The sequence below is a fragment of the Chloracidobacterium sp. genome, from assembly GCA_016711345.1.
In the GTDB taxonomy this organism is placed as follows: Bacteria; Acidobacteriota; Blastocatellia; order Pyrinomonadales; family Pyrinomonadaceae; genus OLB17.
Window position 1 is genome coordinate 250003 of the sequence record JADJTD010000001.1, and the last position, 17868, is coordinate 267870.

At 52.5% G+C, this 17868-nt stretch carries 6 protein-coding genes; all 6 read right to left on the bottom strand.

Going from position 1 to position 17868, the window contains the following annotated elements; translation table 11 throughout:
* Nucleotides 1-15 precede the first annotated feature (15 nt).
* A complete protein-coding gene (locus IPL32_01115) occupies nt 16-1737 on the bottom strand; it encodes a bifunctional sulfate adenylyltransferase/adenylylsulfate kinase (GenBank protein MBK8464406.1) in 1722 nt (573 codons plus the stop codon).
* Between the two features lie 151 nt (nt 1738-1888).
* The gene (locus tag IPL32_01120) at nt 1889-7576 is read right to left on the bottom strand and encodes a proprotein convertase P-domain-containing protein (GenBank protein ID MBK8464407.1); all 5688 of its coding nucleotides are present in this window, start codon (nt 7574-7576) and stop codon (nt 1889-1891) included.
* 292 nt (nt 7577-7868) lie between these two features.
* Nucleotides 7869-11843: a carboxypeptidase regulatory-like domain-containing protein gene (locus IPL32_01125; protein ID MBK8464408.1), complete on the bottom strand. Its 3975-nt coding sequence runs from the start codon at nt 11841-11843 to the stop codon at nt 7869-7871.
* Between the two features lie 266 nt (nt 11844-12109).
* Nucleotides 12110-15586 (bottom strand): CSLREA domain-containing protein, encoded by a 3477-nt coding sequence (locus IPL32_01130; GenBank protein ID MBK8464409.1) that lies wholly within the window; start codon nt 15584-15586, stop codon nt 12110-12112.
* 251 nt (nt 15587-15837) lie between these two features.
* Entirely contained in the window at nt 15838-16239 is a 402-nt protein-coding gene (gene atpC / locus IPL32_01135; protein MBK8464410.1) for an ATP synthase F1 subunit epsilon, read from the bottom strand.
* 80 nt (nt 16240-16319) lie between these two features.
* Nucleotides 16320-17828 (bottom strand): F0F1 ATP synthase subunit beta, encoded by a 1509-nt coding sequence (gene atpD, locus IPL32_01140; GenBank protein ID MBK8464411.1) that lies wholly within the window; start codon nt 17826-17828, stop codon nt 16320-16322.
* Nucleotides 17829-17868 lie beyond the last annotated feature (40 nt).

Genomic DNA, 17868 nt, shown 5'->3' on the forward strand with positions numbered 1-17868 from the left:
GCATTTCGACGAAAACTATTGTCGCACCTTTCCAGAAGTAAGGCCTTTTGTACTCAAGTAATCCAATACTCTTTGAGCATTTTCGACTGCTTCGAATTTTACGGTATCAAGAACGATCTCTGCACCTTCCGGAACTTCATATGGATCGTTAATTCCGGTAAAATTACTTATCTCACCTAGACGTGCCTTGGCATAGTTCCCTTTGGCATCTCTCAGCTCACATACCGAAATAGGCGTATCAACAAAAACTTCAACAAATTTGTCAGGTGCAAACATTTGCCGAACTTCATTTCGAGTTACTTTATATGGACTTATTGCCGCGCAGATCGCGACGCCGCCATGCTTAACGACCTCAGCCGCGACAAAACCTATTCGTAGAATATTCAGGTCGCGATCTTCCTTGCTGAATCCTAGTCCCTTTGAAAGATTAGTTCTGACCATATCTCCATCAAGAAGTGTTACCTTTCTTCCATTGTCATTTAGTAATTTCGTCAATATTTCGGCAATCGTAGATTTCCCTGCTCCGCTCAGTCCGGTAAACCAGACACAGATTCCATTTTCCTGCTGGTAAGGTTCCGATAAAATTTCGGCCACTTCCGACCGCATATACCAGTCAGGAGGTTCTTGGCCTTCTCCAATATATTTTTCACGGATCTGTGTGCCTGACATAGAATGATAACTTTGATTCCCTCTTAACTTTGGTACTTCTTCGTATCGATCTTCCTCAGGAAGGTAGACCATTTCGTCAAAAGCTAGCACTTTTATTCCAATTTCTTCACTGAATTGTGTGGCGAGCTCCTGAGCTGCGGTAGAAACGTAGAACGGATTGCCTTTGGAATCAAGCCCCGGACTAGCATGGTCGCGTCCGACGATAAAGTGATTAGCACCATAATTGCGCCTAACGATCATATGCAAAACAGCCTCCCGAGGTCCGGCCATTCTCATCGCAAGAGGGATCAAGGAAAGCAGAACTTTCTCATCACTAAAATATTTTCTGATCATTTCTTTATATGTACGAACCCGCGTGAAATGGTCTACATCACCTGATCGAGTCGGTCCGACAGTAGGATGAAGCAATAAAGTGGCCTCAGCAATGGACATAGCTCGACGGCAAATCTCTTCGTGTCCTCGGTGCATCGGATTTCGTGTTTGAAAGGCAACGACATTCTCATTACCGAGACAGTCAAGCCTTGACCGCACCTCCCGTGGAGTAAGACGCAGATCTCGAAAATCAAAGTGCTTAGTGAGTGCAGGAACACGCAGTTTACCGGAAATATTCACATTTCCGCGACGTTGAAATTCAGAAATCAAAGGGTGTCTAAGATCATTAGTTCCTAAAACCAGTCGTGCAAATTCAGCATGATCCCATTCGTATATCTCCTCAACCGTCATTACTGCCAAAAGATCATTTCGTGAATCGCGAAGGGCAATGTCGGCATCAAGTTTTACACTCCTGATTTCAGGAACGGATAATGAAACAGGAAGCGGGAAAATAATTCCATTGTCTAACCGCATATCACGAACTGACTTCTCGAAATCCTCTTTTCCCATAAATCGGTCAAGAGGTGAAAATGCTCCTGTCGTTAGTAGTTCTAGATCACAGATTTCTCGTTTGGATAAATGTATCGACGGCAGCCTGTTCGCCCGGGTCTGCAACTCGATAACTTCTTCGTTACAAACACTCAGATCTACCAGCCTACCGCAGTATGGAAGAACTAATTTTGACGAATGGCTCATTTCCGATTATTTACTTTGTTTTTTACAACTATCTTTATGCCGAAGATGCGGTCACAGGGGACTCTCACTTTCCTTCTCAACAGTAAAAGGCACGAATAGGTGATGCCTATTCGTGCCTTTGATAAGCCCGCCTATGTAGAGCGGGGCACAGTTACTCTTGCGGATCTGCTATGAAGTCCGCATTGTTAACATTGTCCGCCAGGGTTACCACTTGGCTCGGCGTGCTAAACGTATAACGCGTCGAATTGATAGTAACAACATACGTTTCTCCAGTCCGTAGACCATCGAAGTTGAACCAGCCGAACGACCCGGTCGATGTGATGAGCGGTTCAGCAAGTGAGTTTCCGGTGACAACCACCTTCGCATTCCGAATGCCCGCTCCATCTGCGGTCATGACACGACCTGAAATCGAGGCGTTTGCCGCAGTCGACGCGAGGAACTCAAGTCCCCAGCCACCAGCGATAGCACCGCCACCACCGGCTACCGAACGGTCTCTCAGATAGAGACTCCAAGTACCGTTAGAGTCCGTCCCTCCAAAGTTGCCAAACAGCGTCTGCGTTCCTGTGCCGCTAATACTGCCGCCCGGTAGATTGTAAGGATTAGCCGGTGCCGGTGCCGGGAAGTTAGCTAAAGCACCTCCATAGGTAGTCGGTTCAAACGTTCCGGTGTTGAGTGGACCATTGTCCGCAAGAACCTGACCAGCGGTATCCGTAAAGTTGATCGTGACCGGACCTTGCGGTGTCAAACCGCCTGCGTTAGCCATAAGAATGAACTTAGTGCCGTTAGGGCTGACCAAAAGGACATCCGTGTTATCTGGTATCGAGTTTGAGTAATCGTAAATCGTTACTCGCATCGATCCTACCAGGGGCGGACCTCCCGCAACCGTAATACTCGAAGGATATGGAGCACCCGCACCACCTGTATTGATCGCAATACTCTGCGAATTTCTGTAAGTTGTCGCCGTATCATTGATCGTCAAAACAGCCGCCGAAGGTGACCCGAGATTTCCACCCGTCAATGAAAGATTAGCGGTTTGATTAGGTTCAGTAATGCCATCTGGGCAGATTGTAACATTCACCGTCTTGGACGTTTCGCCCGGGTTGAACGTAACAGTCTGATTGGTCACACTGACATAATCAACGCCGCTGTTTGCCACACAGGCCGCTCCGCCTGTTGCTGTTCCATTCGAGGTTGAGAACGAGGTGGAATCAGTTCCCGTGGTACTGCCGCTTCTAGTAATAGTGATCGTTGCGGTCTGCGATTCATCTTCTGTGTACGTCGCAGAACTAAACTGAATCACTCCTCCCGAAGGAGTACCGGTAGCCGTGGCCGTCGCTGTTGATGCAGGTGTCGACGTCGACGTCGAGGTTGCAGTAGGCGATCCGCAGGCTCCGCCGAAGACCAGTGAGAATGCTCTTGCCGAACCTGTGTCGCCGCCTGCGTTGTCGCTGATGTTGATCACCCAGTTGCCGTTTGCATTCTGGCCGTCAAACGCACTCAGCGGATTGTTCGGTGCAAACGTTCCCGTCGGGAATGCTGCATTCGTGTCCGTTCCGCACTGTGTCTCGATCGACGGGAAGCCTCCATCGTCATCCAGCGTCAGTTGTGCAAGGTTGTTGCTCGCACATCCGAATGTCGTTGCAGGCACTCCCGGACGGTCGTACGCTGCTACTGTCGTTCCTCCTGGTGACGTTATCCTCACCACGATATCTCCAACCCATGAATGGTTCAGTCCCGGTGTCGTCGATGCAGGGTCTGCACTCTGTGTTCCGTCAAACCGGAAGTTCAGGTCTGACACCGTTCCTACTCCGCTCACTGGTATCGTGAAGTTTGTTCCAGCAGGTACGTTGTCTGTTATCGCAACCGCAGGGCCAGTGTAGCTGGCCGTTGTTCCGCAACTCGGTGTTCCTGTCGAGGTCGCTGTCGCCGTTGCTGTGGCTGTAGCTTGTGGACTTCCCGTCGCGGTTGCCGTCGGTGTTCCCACCGGTCCGCAGCCTGATGTGATCGATACGTTATCCACTGTAAAGCTCGCCGTTCCCGTCGTCGGGCCTGTATATGTGAACAACAGGGCGTGTGAGCCTCCATTGGCGAATGCACTTACGTCGAATGTCCTAAGTGTGTACGCCGCCTCCGCTGTAGCAGGCTCCGTAAAGCTTGCGATCTGGGTTCCGTCTATCGTCACGACAAGTGTATCTGTGAACGGTGCTACCACTGTTCCGATCCTCATCTGGAAGCTCAGCGTTGCTGTACCCGCAGGGATCGTTACAGTCTGACCCATCGTCGCTGTCTCTGCTGCCGGAACTCCTCCGAACCATGCCCAGTTGTCGCCCGCAAACGGTGGAGCTGCTCCGCCGCCTGTTCCGCATAATGCTGTGTTGCACATCGGTGTGTCGAAATTCGTCGACGTCTGCACCGTCCATAATGGCCACGGTGTTCCAGCTTCGAATGTGCCGTCTGCGACCCTCTCCGAAGGAGTACACGATGGGCTCGCCGTCGGTGTCGCCGTATTTGTCGCCGTTGCCGTATTTGTCGAAGTCGGCGGCGGCGTTCCCGTTGACGTTGCTGTCGGTGTTCCGCAGGCTCCGCCGAAGACCAGTGAGAATGCTCTCGCCGAACCTGTGTCGCCGCCTGCGTTGTCGCTGATGTTGATCACCCAGTTGCCGTTTGCATTCTGCCCGTCAAACGCACTCAGCGGATTGTTCGGTGCAAACGTTCCCGTCGGGAATGCTGCATTCGTGTCCGTTCCGCACTGTGTCTCGATCGACGGCAGCCCGCCATCGTCATCCAGTGACAACTGTGCAAGATTGTTGCTCGCACATCCGAATGTTGTTGCTGGTACTCCAGGCCGGTCATACGCCGCTACTGTCGTTCCGCCCGGTGACGTTATCCTCACCACGATATCTCCAACCCATGAATGGTTCAGTCCCGGTGTCGTCGATGCAGGGTCTGCACTCTGTGTTCCGTCAAACCGGAAGTTCAGGTCTGACACCGTTCCTACTCCGCTCACTGGTATCGTGAAGTTTGTTCCAGCAGGTACGTTGTCTGTTATCGCAACCGCAGGGCCAGTGTAGCTGGCCGTTGTTCCGCAACTCGGTGTTCCTGTTCCGGTTGCTGTTGCCGTTGCTGCTACCGTCGATGTTGATGTCGCGGTTGCAGTTGCGGCCGGCGTGCCTGTAGAGGTTGCCGTCGGTGTTGCACATCCGCCGCCTCCGCCAGTCGTTCCTACGATTTGGAACACCTGGTCAGGTGCTGCTGCATCAATGCCGCACGTCGCTCCTCTTCTCGCATAGCTCGTACATGCGGGTATGTTAAATCCGCCTCCCGGATTCTGCCATACAGCTGCCGCGTTAGTTGTCGTCGCACGGTCTATCCAACCCCACTGTCCGCCTGGTGTGAAGTCCATTCTTGCCTGTACAGAAACCCAATACGTTCCTGGTGTCAGCACTACGTTCGACGGCAGTGTGATAGTAAAGACGTCTGCTGCGTTTGTATATGTTGCCCCGGTAAAGGTTCCTCCTGCCACTGCTGATCCTGGAAACGTTGCAGCATCGTTGTAGAATGTTACGTTGAATGAGTCCACAGGACCGAATCCATTGAAGTAAATTCCAGTAGCCACCACTCGCTGCACCGTCCATGTCTGTCCGACAGGCACAACAAAGTCATCCGCTGTACGGTTATCGAAGCTGTCACTTGCTGTCTCGAAGTCCTGCGAACCTGTTCCCTGTGTTGTCGCATTGCCGCTTTGGTCGTAAAGCACCACTGGCGTTCCAGCTGGTACGCACGTTGCCGTTGACGTCGCTGTTGCCCCTGCCGTTGATGTAGAAGTTGCTGTTGCTGCAACAGTTGAAGTTGCCGTCGCTGCAGGCGTTCCCGTCGACGTTGCCGTCGGTGTCGCTCCGCCGGGTAGGATCACTCGATAAGTTCCGAGCACCACCGCGGTGGGCAAGTCAGCCGCATCATCCGCCGGGAAGTATATGTTGCCACTAGCCGGGGCGGTCAACAGGGCCGCATACGCTGCCGGGGTGATCGTCCAGGTCCCCGCACCCGTGAATGCCAACTGGCCGGCAGTGAAGGTTGTTGTTGCTGTTGCCGAGTAGCTAAATACGTTTAGTCCCGGGTCTGTATTGTTGAGACGGAACAGCGCCGGCGTGTTGTCCGTCGGCACCGAGGCTGCCGTCAGATTGCCGCTCACCAGGGTCGTAGTGCCGAACACGAAGGTGCCTGCGTTAGCGAACATATTCTGGAAGTAGAAGCCCGTCGTTGTGCTGCCGCTGATCGTCGCCGCAGACACGCCGCTCGTCGCTGTGATCGTGATCCGATTAGTTGTCGTCGCATCGATCACCAACAACTCACCGCTAGGTGATCCCGTCGGCGTTGCCGTTGCTGTCGCTGTTGCTGTCGCAGCTACTGTCGATGTTGATGTTGCCGTCGCCGCAGGCGTTCCCGTTGACGTTGCCGTCGGTGTTCCGCATGCTCCGCCGAAGACCAGTGAGAATGCTCTCGCCGAACCTGTGTCGCCGCCTGCGTTGTCGCTGATGTTGATCACCCAGTTGCCGTCAGCATTCTGGCCGTCAAACGCACTCAGCGGATTGTCCGGTGCAAACGTTCCCGTCGGGAATGCTGCATTCGTGTCCGCTCCGCACTGTGTCTCGATCGATGGGAAGCCTCCATCGTCATCCAGCGTCAGCTGTGCAAGGTTGTTGCTCGCACATCCGAATGTCGTTGCTGGTACTCCAGGCCGGTCATACGCCGCTACTGTCGTTCCGCCGGGTGAAGTTATCCTCACCACGATGTCTCCAACCCATGAATGGTTCAGTCCCGGTGTCGTCGATGCAGGGTCTGCACTCTGTGTTCCATCAAACCGGAAGTTCAGGTCTGACACCGTTCCTACTCCGCTCACTGGTATTGTGAAGTTTATTCCGGCAGGTACGTTATCCGTTATCGCAACCGCAGGCCCCGTGTAGCTCGCCGTCGTTCCGCAACTCGGTGTTCCCGTCGAGGTCGCTGTCGCAGCTGCAGTTGGTGTATTCGTCGATGTATTTGTCGCAGTTGCCCCCGCAGTCGACGTATTTGTTGGGGTCGCCGTGTTTGTTGCGGTACTTGTCGGCGTGTTCGTCGACGTTCTCGTAGGCGTATTAGTGGCCGTGTTGGACGGCGTATTTGTCGCAGTATTCGTAGGAGTAGACGTAAATGTCGAGGTAGCGGCAGCTGTCGGCGTATTGGTTGCAGTATTTGTAGGTGTTGAGCCGCCCGGTATGGTTACGCTTCCGTTGGTTATCGTCGCTTTCGGATCACCCTCATTAAACATAAACGCCGGGTGGAAGCCACCCTGCGGATTCGTATAATCTGCAAACGCCAAACCCGTCGACTGCCCTGCAGTACCTACAACATTGAATCTCAAATTAATCAACGTCCCGGAACCAATTAGTGATGCCCCCTGAAATGCTGAGATTATCAGATGGCCGGGATTATTAGAGTTCGGTGTAATCGACATCGAACTGCTCAACGTACCAACGCCATCGGTCGGGGGTGACGCTGGCTGAATGATGGCCGAATTGAAATCGATTTGGAAATCAAAAGAAATTACTCCCAAACCTGTAACATCTCCTACTGTTATCGGAATCACTACAACTCCCGGCGTCGCATTCACGACCGGCAACGTTACCGTTACAGCTACGGCCGACGAGGACAGTGAAGTTCCAAGAACACGCTTTTCATTCACTGTCTCCTGCGAATTCGAAAAAACAGGGGTAATACCGCTATCTAAGCCAAGAAACACTGTTGTCGAGTGAAGGAAATCAAGCCGCGAGCCGGCTGCTCCAAATGCTGAAATGTTCATTAGCAAAGTTAGTGCGATAATCGCAAACTTCAGTCCAACGACACTGTGAAAACGGGAAGATGTTTGGTTGCTTAGCATGATTTGAGTATTCTCCTATAAATTCTATGGTGTCTCGTTCCAGAGCGAGACCAAAACCGAACGTCCCTTTTAGGGACGAAACAGAAACATTCGCAAAATGTGAAAAATCCGAGGTAATTGTGACTTATTATATACCAATTAAAATCATGGTCAAGAACGCAAAATAAAAAGGGCGGGTCGAAACCCGCCCTTTAGTCTTATTGATCGTCGTTCGTTACTGAGCGGCGATCATGTCTGTGTTGACCGACTGCCCTGTGATGCTGACTGTCAGCGGGGCGAATGCCGAGTGCTTGGAATCGACGCTGACCGTGTACGTCTGGCCGACTGTCAGCCCTCCGAAACGATATGCTCCGAATCCATTCGACATTGCAGAACGGATCGCTCCCGTTGTGGTGTCCGTCAATGTGACGCGGGCATTTGCAATGCCCTGTCCCATCGTGTTCACCACACGGCCTGTCAACTCGGCCTGGTTTGGTGCCGAGGCTGACAATTCAACCGTTCCGTCCGTTGTAAGCGTTCCCGGATCGCCTTCGTTGAACATCACGTTCTCCCAAGTAAGCGGCGAGGTGGAACCAGGGGCTCCGACTGCCGTGAACTTGAGGTTGAGCAGCAATCCGTTGCTGTCGATCGGATACGCTCCGTACATGACCACTCGAAGCAGTCCCGGCTCGTTCGGGTTTGCCACTGCTGTTAAGCCGCGGCTAACCGTTCCTGCCAGGTCAACAGGCTCTGCCTGAGGCTGGATCACTGTCGGATCATAACGGAGATCGAATTCATAAGAGATAATTCCCTTATTCACCGCTCCGTTGATAGCCACAGGTATGATCACTTCGCTGTCTGCCGGTGTCACAAGTCTCGGAGCTGCTATTGCCGTGCTCCTTTCAGGACCTGCTGCCGGTCGAAGCGGACCTGCTGCCCAGTTACCCGTCACCTCGCCCACAAGGATACCGATGTAGTCCTGTCCGGTCTGAACACCGATCGGGTCTGTGTATGACCTCGTTGTCGGTGATGCTCCGATCGGGAACGTCGGTTCTGTTACGCTCGGGACAAAGAACCTCCACTGGTTCGTCAGTCCTACCGGTGCTCCAAGTCCTGACACAAACCTTGCGATCTGCGCTGCGTCGGTCGATGACAGTGCTCCGTTGTTCGTTACGTCGGCAGCGATCCTTTGACGGGATGTCGGGATAATGTTCGAACCGGCCACATGTTGGGCGATCCTAGCAGCATCAGCTGATGAGACTCCGTTCTGTCCCGTCGTCTTCGTCACTCCGACAGTGTAATTACCCGCACCGAATCCGGTCAGCGTATATTGTCCGGCCGTTCCGCCAGGTGCCGCTGTTGTCGTCGTAACGAGCGGCGATCCAACCGTGCTTGCCACCGTCGCGTTCGAGATGAACTTCGTCGTCGGCGATGCTGGGTTTCCGTATGTTACCGTTCCGGCTACTGAACTACCGCTAGGTGTACCAGTGGCTGTTGCGGTTGGAGTGTTCGTTGACGTTGGCGTTGCCCCGCCGCATGCGATCGTGGTCGATGTGTTACGCGGAACCGGCGGAGTCACAACATCAAAATCAACATTGTTGTTGTTAGTGTCCTGACACCCATTAACTTTACGCACGCCTCCGTCCGCATTTGTTATGGCAACGCCATTGTTCACTGATGTTCCGCCCTCACCATTACCCGCGGTACCGTTTCCAGCTGCGCCGTATGCGACCCAATCGACAATGTAACTAAGCTGAGTCGCGTCGCAGGGCGTAGCGGTCGCTCCACAAGTGTCGGGAGCAAGCAGGCCAGTTACCAAAGCAATTTTGCCGCTTGTAGCAGACATGTTCAAGTTAGTAGTTATCAGGTCAGGAGTTACAGGCAAAGCCGCTCCGGTTCCAGCCGAACCAAGCTGGACAAGGTAAAATTGTCCAGGATTCAGACTGACATTAGGAAGCAAGAACTCATTTGATGCGCCGCTCGCAAAATTACCAAGAGCCGAACCGTAATACAGCTTGAGGAGATGAAGCGACTGCACACTGGCCGTAATATTTTTGATCTCAACATAATCATACTGATATGTGCCCGTTCCACCGCCGCCGCCGTAAACCTGGCTCAAAACAAACGTCGGCCCGGTTGGTGGCGTTTGTGTCGGAGTCGGTGTAGCAGTATTGGTCGCCGTGCCCGTTGGTGTCGGCGTTGACGTGTTCGTGGGTGTGCCCGTTGGTGTATGCGTAGGTGTTGGCGAAGCTCCCGCACAGTCAAATACGGGAGATGCCAAATTGCGCGGAACGGGATTTGTCACAACGTCAAAATTGTCGTTGTTGTTATTTGTGTCCAAGCATCCAAATACTTTACGCACACCGCCAATTGTATTGTCTATCGCAACACCATTGTTAACTGTCGTTCCGCCTTCACCACCGCCGCTTGCGCCGCCGTTTCCGGCAGCTCCCCAAGCAACCCAATCAACGATGTACGAAAGCTGGGTTGCATCGCACGGAGTTGCGGTAGCACCGCAAGTGTTGATCGGAAGCAGACCCGTCACCAAAGCAAGTTTACCGTTCGTTGCCGACATAGTGAGATTCGGAGTTACCGCATCGGGAGTTACCGGCAAAGGACTTCCAACCGTTCCGACCGGGCCGACCTGAACAAGATAATATTGACCCGGATTAACGCTTACATTTGGGAGGATAAACTCGTTAGCGGAAGTGCTGGCAAAATTTCCGGCCGCAGCACCGTAATACAGTTTAAGCAGATTCAACGACTGAACAGAACTCGTTATATTCTTAAGCTCAACGTAGTCATACTCATAAGTAGGCGTACCGCTGGTCGCACCGCCGCCGCCATAAACCTGGCTGATGACAAATGTCGGTCCCGTCGGCGGCGTCTGCGTCGGAGTCGCCGTTGCGGTATTTGTGGCCGTATTTGTCGGTGTTGCTGTATTAGTAAATGTAGGTGAAGCCGCCGGCGTATTTGTCGGCGTAAATGTGAAGGTTGGTGTAGGCGATGCAGTTGCACTATTGGTCGCCGTTGGCGTCGGTCCACCGCCGTCTGGAACAAGAGCGACTCCGCGAAAGGCGGTGTTGGTTCCCGGCGTTGCGAGGCTTGCCAAAGTTCCTGTAATTGTAGCGTTATAACCAGAAGAGTCGGTTAGTGTCTGCAAGGATGTTCCATTGGCCGTTATATAGAGCGTCACAGTTGAGCCAGAAACCGTACCAGTCAATCCTCTTGCAGCTGTCAAAGTAACCGTTCCATTCGCCGACCAACTCGCTCCTACCAAGGAATATTTTTGAACTTGTCCCGCGCCATCGTCCGAAACATAAAGTGTGTCAACCCCTGATACACCTGCATCGAGATCTGCAAAAAAGTAACTATAAGGCCCACCAGTTAACGGAAAGCCCGCCAAATTAGTGATTGTCTGGCCTGTCGTTGTCGGGGTTCCCGTTCCCACAGTACCAATTCTGACTGTCGCCCCTGAACTAGTAGATGTGTACAATTGTCCACCAAAAATCGCTGGAACTCTAAGATTGGTAACTGTGGTGCTCAATTGTGTTGAAGCCCCAACGGTGCCAAATGCTGCATATCGAATGCCATTGCTCGAACTCGTCATCCAAAGATCGGTTCCATTAGTACTTGCTGCTCCACGAATATTTCCTGTCGGATCATTTAGTGCTGTCGAAGTGTCAACAGTTCCAGCAGCGCTAACACGGCCGATGACTCTATTTGTTGTTGCCGGAGTATCGCTGTTTGGGGCGGCTCCTGCGACAGCCTTGTCGTAACCACCGAGCACAAGATATTGGCCGTCGGCAGAACGCGAAAGAAATCCTTCTGAAGTCGAGGTTCCAGAAGCAGTAAGGATGCGATTTGCTCCGCTTACTGTTGTAGGCATCGCAATAGACTGAACAAGAGTACCTGATGTTGTATATTCATCAAGAAAAACAGCCGTTGCCGCTGAGGTTAGAGCTGCGGCACCGTCACCCACACGATAAACCACTAAGTTCCCCGGTGTAAACGCCGAATTTGGTGACGTTACAAGTGTGGCCTCAGTTGATGGCTCTGTCTGCAGGCCAAAGAACTCTTTTACTGAATCGAGAAAAGAAAGGCCGGCGGCGTTTGTGCCGGCTACTGCAAGTGTTAAAGAAACGATGCTAATGAAAGCGACAACCGCAAATCTACTAGCAATACGAAACGACCTATGACTCTTAGACATAAATATGCACTCCTCAAAATAGTTACAAGAAACTCTAACGACGCATGGACAAAGATGCTTTCATCAAGAGCGGTGGGCCGCTGTCCGCTTCAAATAAAACCCTTATGAATTTAGGAAATTATATTCTAATTCGCACCGATTTCAAAGTTAACTTCTGCTTAAATAATATTTCGTTCCATGCTGAACATAAAAAAGCACGAACAGGATTGGAACCTGTTCGTGCTTAGTCTATGCCCGCAGTTTAGCGGGGCTGAAGTTAACTTACGTTATTCGCCCGGATCAGCCATGAAGTCAGCATCGGCGACGTTGTCGACTAAGCTGATAACGCGGGTTCCGTTTGTGAAGGTGTAACGCTGCGAGATGACAGACACGATGTATGTCTGACCAGCCTGCAATCCTTCGAGCGAGTAGTAGCCCATCGATCCGGTCGAAATAACGACCGGCTCACTAAGCGTGGTGCCCGTAACAACGACCTTCGCATTGCGAATGCCCTGACCGTTTGCCGTCAACACACGTCCCGAGATCGAGGCAGGTGCTGCAGTAAGCGGCAGGAACTGAAGTGTCCATCCGCCATCCAAACAGCCTGAGACGGCCGTCGGACTGACAAATGCACCAGCGTCGTCGCGGAGATACAAGCTCCACGTACCGTTGCTCGGCTGCAAGCCAAACGCACCGAACATCGTCGTGCCGATCGATCCAAACGGTACGCTACCAGCCTCAATATAAGGAGCCGGAGGAGCAGGTGCCTGGAATGAAGTAACGGGTGATTCCCATGTCGTCGGTTCTGTTGTTCCGGTAACTAATGGACCGGAATCAGGCAGGACAAGCGGCTGGAAGTCAGCAAAGGTCAGATTGACCGGTGATCCCTGATTGACAGCGATAACACCGCCGGCATCTGCCATGAGAACATACTTCTGTCCGCCGGGCCCGACGAGTAGTGCGTCGAAGTTATCCGGTGATAGGTGCCAGAAGCTGTTGAAAATGACACGAATGTTGCCGACCTGCGTCGGTCCGCCCGTAACAGTGATGTTCGACGGATAAATATCAGCCGTCGTGCCAAGTGTTGTACAGACAGCAGCCGTATTGGAGAATGTCTGCGCCGTTGGCGGTGTCGGTGTGAACGACGGAGTGAATGTTGCAGTTGCAGTTGCAGTGGCCGTGTTCGTTGCAGTTGGGGTACTTGTCGAACATCCACCACCTACTACATTGAGCGCCACATCATCTACCGAGAAGTTAGAGGCACCGGTTGTTGGGCCAATGTACTCGAAGGTAATGTTATGCGAAGCACCATTAGCAAAAGCACTGAGGTTGATCACGCGTTCGACGTAAGCACCTTCAGCGGTATCCGGTTCCGTGTAGCTCTGAACCGTTGTGCCGTCAACCTTGATATTCAGGACATCGGTGAACGGTGTAACGACCGATCCGATACGCATCCAGAATCGAAGTTCTGCCGTACCTGCCGGGATCACAACGCTTTGTCCGAGCGTTGCTGTTTCAGGCGCTGTAGCTCCGCCAAACCATGCCCATGTTGTACCATTACGCGGAGCTGCAGTACCGCCGCCGGTGCCGCATGCCGCTACGGTACAAAGAGCCGTACCAAAGTTGGTCGAGGTCTGCGGATTGTTCCAAATAGTGCTCGGAACACCACCGCTCTCAAATCCGCCGTCAACAATAACGTTGGTAGGCGTACATGACGGGCTCGGGAATGCCGTTCCTGTCGATGTAGCGGTAGCCGTAGAAGTATTTGTCGCCGTCGGGCCGACAGTCGATGTCGCCGTAGGCGTCGCTGTGTTCGTATTTGTAGCAGTTGGGCCAACAGTCGAAGTGGCTGTAGGCGTTGCTGTGTTTGTATTTGTAGCAGTTGGGCCAACAGTCGAAGTGGCTGTAGGCGTTGCTGTGTTTGTATTTGTAGCAGTTGGGCCAACAGTTGAAGTGGCCGTAGGCGTTGCGGTATTTGTATTTGTTGGCGTCGTGCCAGTTCCTACTTCAACCGAACCCTTATCACAGGCACCGCCTGCAGGGAATGGACGGGGTTGACGACGCTGATCATCATTGATCGGAGAGCCGCAGCCGTTTGTTCCGTTCGGGATCGTGTTTTGGACTAGAGCACCCGGTATATGTGTCTGAGTTCCGCCGCCGTTATTTGCCAAAGCACCCAAGCCGGGATCGCCGGTGAGGACATCATGGGCCGCTCCTACGAAAGCAGGATTGGGACTTTCGAAGTGGTTGTAATCAAGCGAAACAGGAAGTTCGTTAATATCAACGTCTGCGTTAGCTGTGTTGTCAGCAGAGATCGTGTTCGATACAAACGTCGATCCGCCTGCTGTCGTGTCCTGGAAAATACCGCCGCCTTGTGCAGGTGGTACGGTGTTAGTAGCACTGTTGTTTGCTACGGTCGAGAAATCGATGATGCAGGTCGCTGCCGATCCGTCAGAGTAAACTCCGCCGATGTCTGCAGCACTATTTCCCGAAACAGTTGAATTTGTAACTGTCAACAATGCAGCTCCGCCGGCACTGCCGGTGTTGATAAGGCCGCCGCCGATGCTCGTCGCACCTGACAGTATATTGCCGCTGATCGTCGAGTGGTCAACGTTCACAGTCGCGTCAAAGGTTCCACCAAGAATGTTCGTGATACCGCCGCCCTGGCCTGTCGCCGCTGCTGACGTGTTGTTGCTGATCGTACTGTCGATGATATCGAGTGTAGCCGCTGCTGCTGTCGAAGCAAGATTTCGGATACCGGCATGAAAGTGACTCGATGTGTTGCCGCTGACCGAACTGTTCCTGACGATCATCTTTGCCTGCTGATTGTAAAGTCCACCGGCGAATCCGGTAAATGACGCAGCAGTGATAGCGTTCGAAATATTGTTGTTGATCGTGCAGCCTTCAAACGTTACTGTTGCATCCACCGCACGAACGATGACCGCTCCGCCAAACGTATTGGCTACTGATGATTCTGCCTTGTTGCCGGTCATCACTGTATTCGTAATGACCGAGGTCATCGTCGGAACTGCTACGTTGTCCTGCGAATCGATCAGCAATGCTCCGCCGGCACCGCCGGTGCCGAACGCACTTCCTGCTACGTTGCCAGTAAATGTACAGTTCGTGATGATCGAATTGTATTTGTTGATCGTAATTCCGGCGCCGCGCGTGTCTGCGAAGTTATCCTTTAGGGTAGAGTTGGTGATCGTGAACGTGTTCGAGTTGAAAGCTGTTCCGCCGTCAACCTTGACACCTCCGCCGCGTCCGCCGTCCGTCGCGTCCAGAGCCTTGCCGTTCTGTATCGTCATCGCGTTCAGCGTGACTGCGGTCGCTCCCGTACCTGAAATGTGAAACACACGCTCCGTCGCTGTGTTCGGAGCAGCGTCAGCCTGAACGATCGTCGCAGCTCCAGCTCCGTTGATCGTCAGCGGCGATGTTATATCGAAGTCGCCTCCGGCATTCAGATCCTCGTTAGCTGCGGTCAGCGATATCGTGTATGTTACGGCGCCGAGCGTTATAACATCCGCACCGGCAAGAGCATTGGCCTCCGTAATTGCCGCTCTCATTGAGCATGCTCCATTGGCATCCGCGCATGTACCATTGCCCGGTGCCGCATCCTGCGTGTCAGCAGTAGTATTAACCACAAATGTTGCGGCGTTCACATTTACAGAAAATGCAGCCAAAGTTGCCATAATGGCGAACACGAAGGCAAACATAAATCGCATTTTCAGATTATTCCTGTGCGACAATTTATTATTCAACATAATCAAATAGATCTCCTCTCCCTTGGTTTTTCAGGCTTTCCGCTTACAGACACCAAACCTTAAATATAAGCTTGTATCACGCGGGGCGTAGTAAATTCTCAATTTGCGTTACAAATGATTTCGATTGAATTATATGATTTTCTGGCGTAATGTCAAGGCTATCAGCGGATATACAGCATCGCATACCGACAAAAACGCCAAAAAAGAACGGTCAAAAGTGAAATTTATGTTGAGCGGGAACGCGTCAAATTCTACTTTCCGGCGACAAGCCGCAGCCTTGCGGATGCCAGATCGAGCCTGTCGCGATAAACGGACGCATCCTCGGCAGCAAGCATTCCTGCCGCCGCAAGTGCCTTTTCGGCTGCGTCAAGATCGGACTTAGCGGAGGCAGAATCAATATCTTCCGGCTTTTCTGCTGAATCGGCTAGAACTGACACGAAATTAGAATTAACCTCAACAAAACCACCGGAAATAACGAGCTTATCAGTGGTTCCTTTAACCGCATAAGCAACGATCCCAGGCTTGAGTGCCGAGACCAAAGGCGCATGGTTCTGCAATATCGCCGCCTCACCCGAAGCCGTGGGTATCGTCACCGAATCCACTTCAGCGTCAAGCACTTTTTTCTCGGGAGTTACGATTTCTAGTCTAAGCATAAATCCAATGTCCAATGTCTAAAGTCCAATGTTCGCAGTTCCTGATTTTGGATCTGGACTTTGGACATTAGACTAATCGGCTACGCAGCGGCAGCCATTTTCTTTGCCTTCTCTCTTGCCTGTTCGATCGTGCCGACCATGTAGAACGACTGTTCGGGCATGTCGTCGCACTTGCCTTCGAGGATCTCTTTAAAGCCCTTGATCGTGTCTTCGGTCTTAACGTATTCGCCTTTTAGCCCCGTAAACTGCTCGCCTACAAAGAACGGCTGCGAGAAGAAACGCTGGATCTTACGGGCACGGGCGACGGTTAGTTTGTCGTCTTCTGAAAGTTCGTCGAGGCCAAGAATCGCAATAATGTCCTGCAAGTCTTTGTAACGCTGGAGGATCTTCTTAACCGACTGTGCTGTATTGTAATGATCTTCACCAACGATCATCGGGTCGAGAATTCGCGAGTTTGACGCGAGCGGATCGACGGCGGGATAAATTCCAAGCTCCACGATCTGTCGTGACAAAGCCGTAACAGCATCGAGGTGAGCAAATGTCGTTGCCGGAGCCGGATCGGTATAATCGTCGGCAGGCACATAAACTGCCTGAATAGAAGTAATAGCACCTGTCTTGGTCGAAGTAATACGCTCCTGCATCTCGCCCATTTCCGAAGCGAGCGTCGGCTGATAGCCCACCGCGGAAGGCATACGTCCAAGAAGTGCGGACACCTCGGAACCTGCCTGAGTAAATCTGAAAATGTTATCGACGAAGAACAGCACGTCGTTCCCCTGATCGCGGAAATACTCAGCAACCGTCAAACCTGACAAAGCAACACGAAGACGTGCTCCTGGAGGTTCGGTCATCTGTCCGTAAACAAGCGACACTTTTGAGCCCGGAATTTGGGCCTTATCAACCTTTGTTAGGTCAAATTCGCCTGTCTTTTCCATGTTTTCGTTAAAGGCATCGCCGTATTTGATAACTTTCGACTCGACCATTTCGCGGAGAAGGTCGTTGCCTTCACGGGTGCGTTCGCCGACGCCGGCAAACACCGAAAATCCGTCCGAACCGATCGCCACGTTGTTGATCAACTCCATGATCAAAACTGTTTTGCCCACGCCGGCACCGCCGAAGAGGCCGATCTTTCCGCCGCGAAGGAACGGCTGCACAAGGTCGATGACCTTAATGCCCGTCTCGAACATCTCGAGCTTCGTCGATTGCTGGTCGAACGACGGAGCGTGGCGATGGATCGAAGACGTGTTATCGGTATTGATCGGGCCGAGCTCGTCAACCGGATCGCCGATAACGTTCATCACGCGTCCCAAAGTCGCCGTGCCAACCGGCACCATGATGGGGCCGCCAAGGTCGATAACCTTCATCCCGCGGACCATTCCGTCCGTCGGCAGCATCGAAACCGCACGAACGCGGCCTTCGCCTAAATGCTGCTGCACTTCGGCGACGACATCGATCTTTTCGCCGTCAAAACCTTCGCTCGTAACGCGAAGAGCCTGATAGATAGGCGGTAAATAATCCGAAAATTCTACGTCAATAACCGGCCCGATGATCTGCACAACCTTGCCGACCTGTCCGCTTCCTTCATTAGCCATTATTAATAAATTACTCCTCTAAATAGGTAAAGTATCTTGA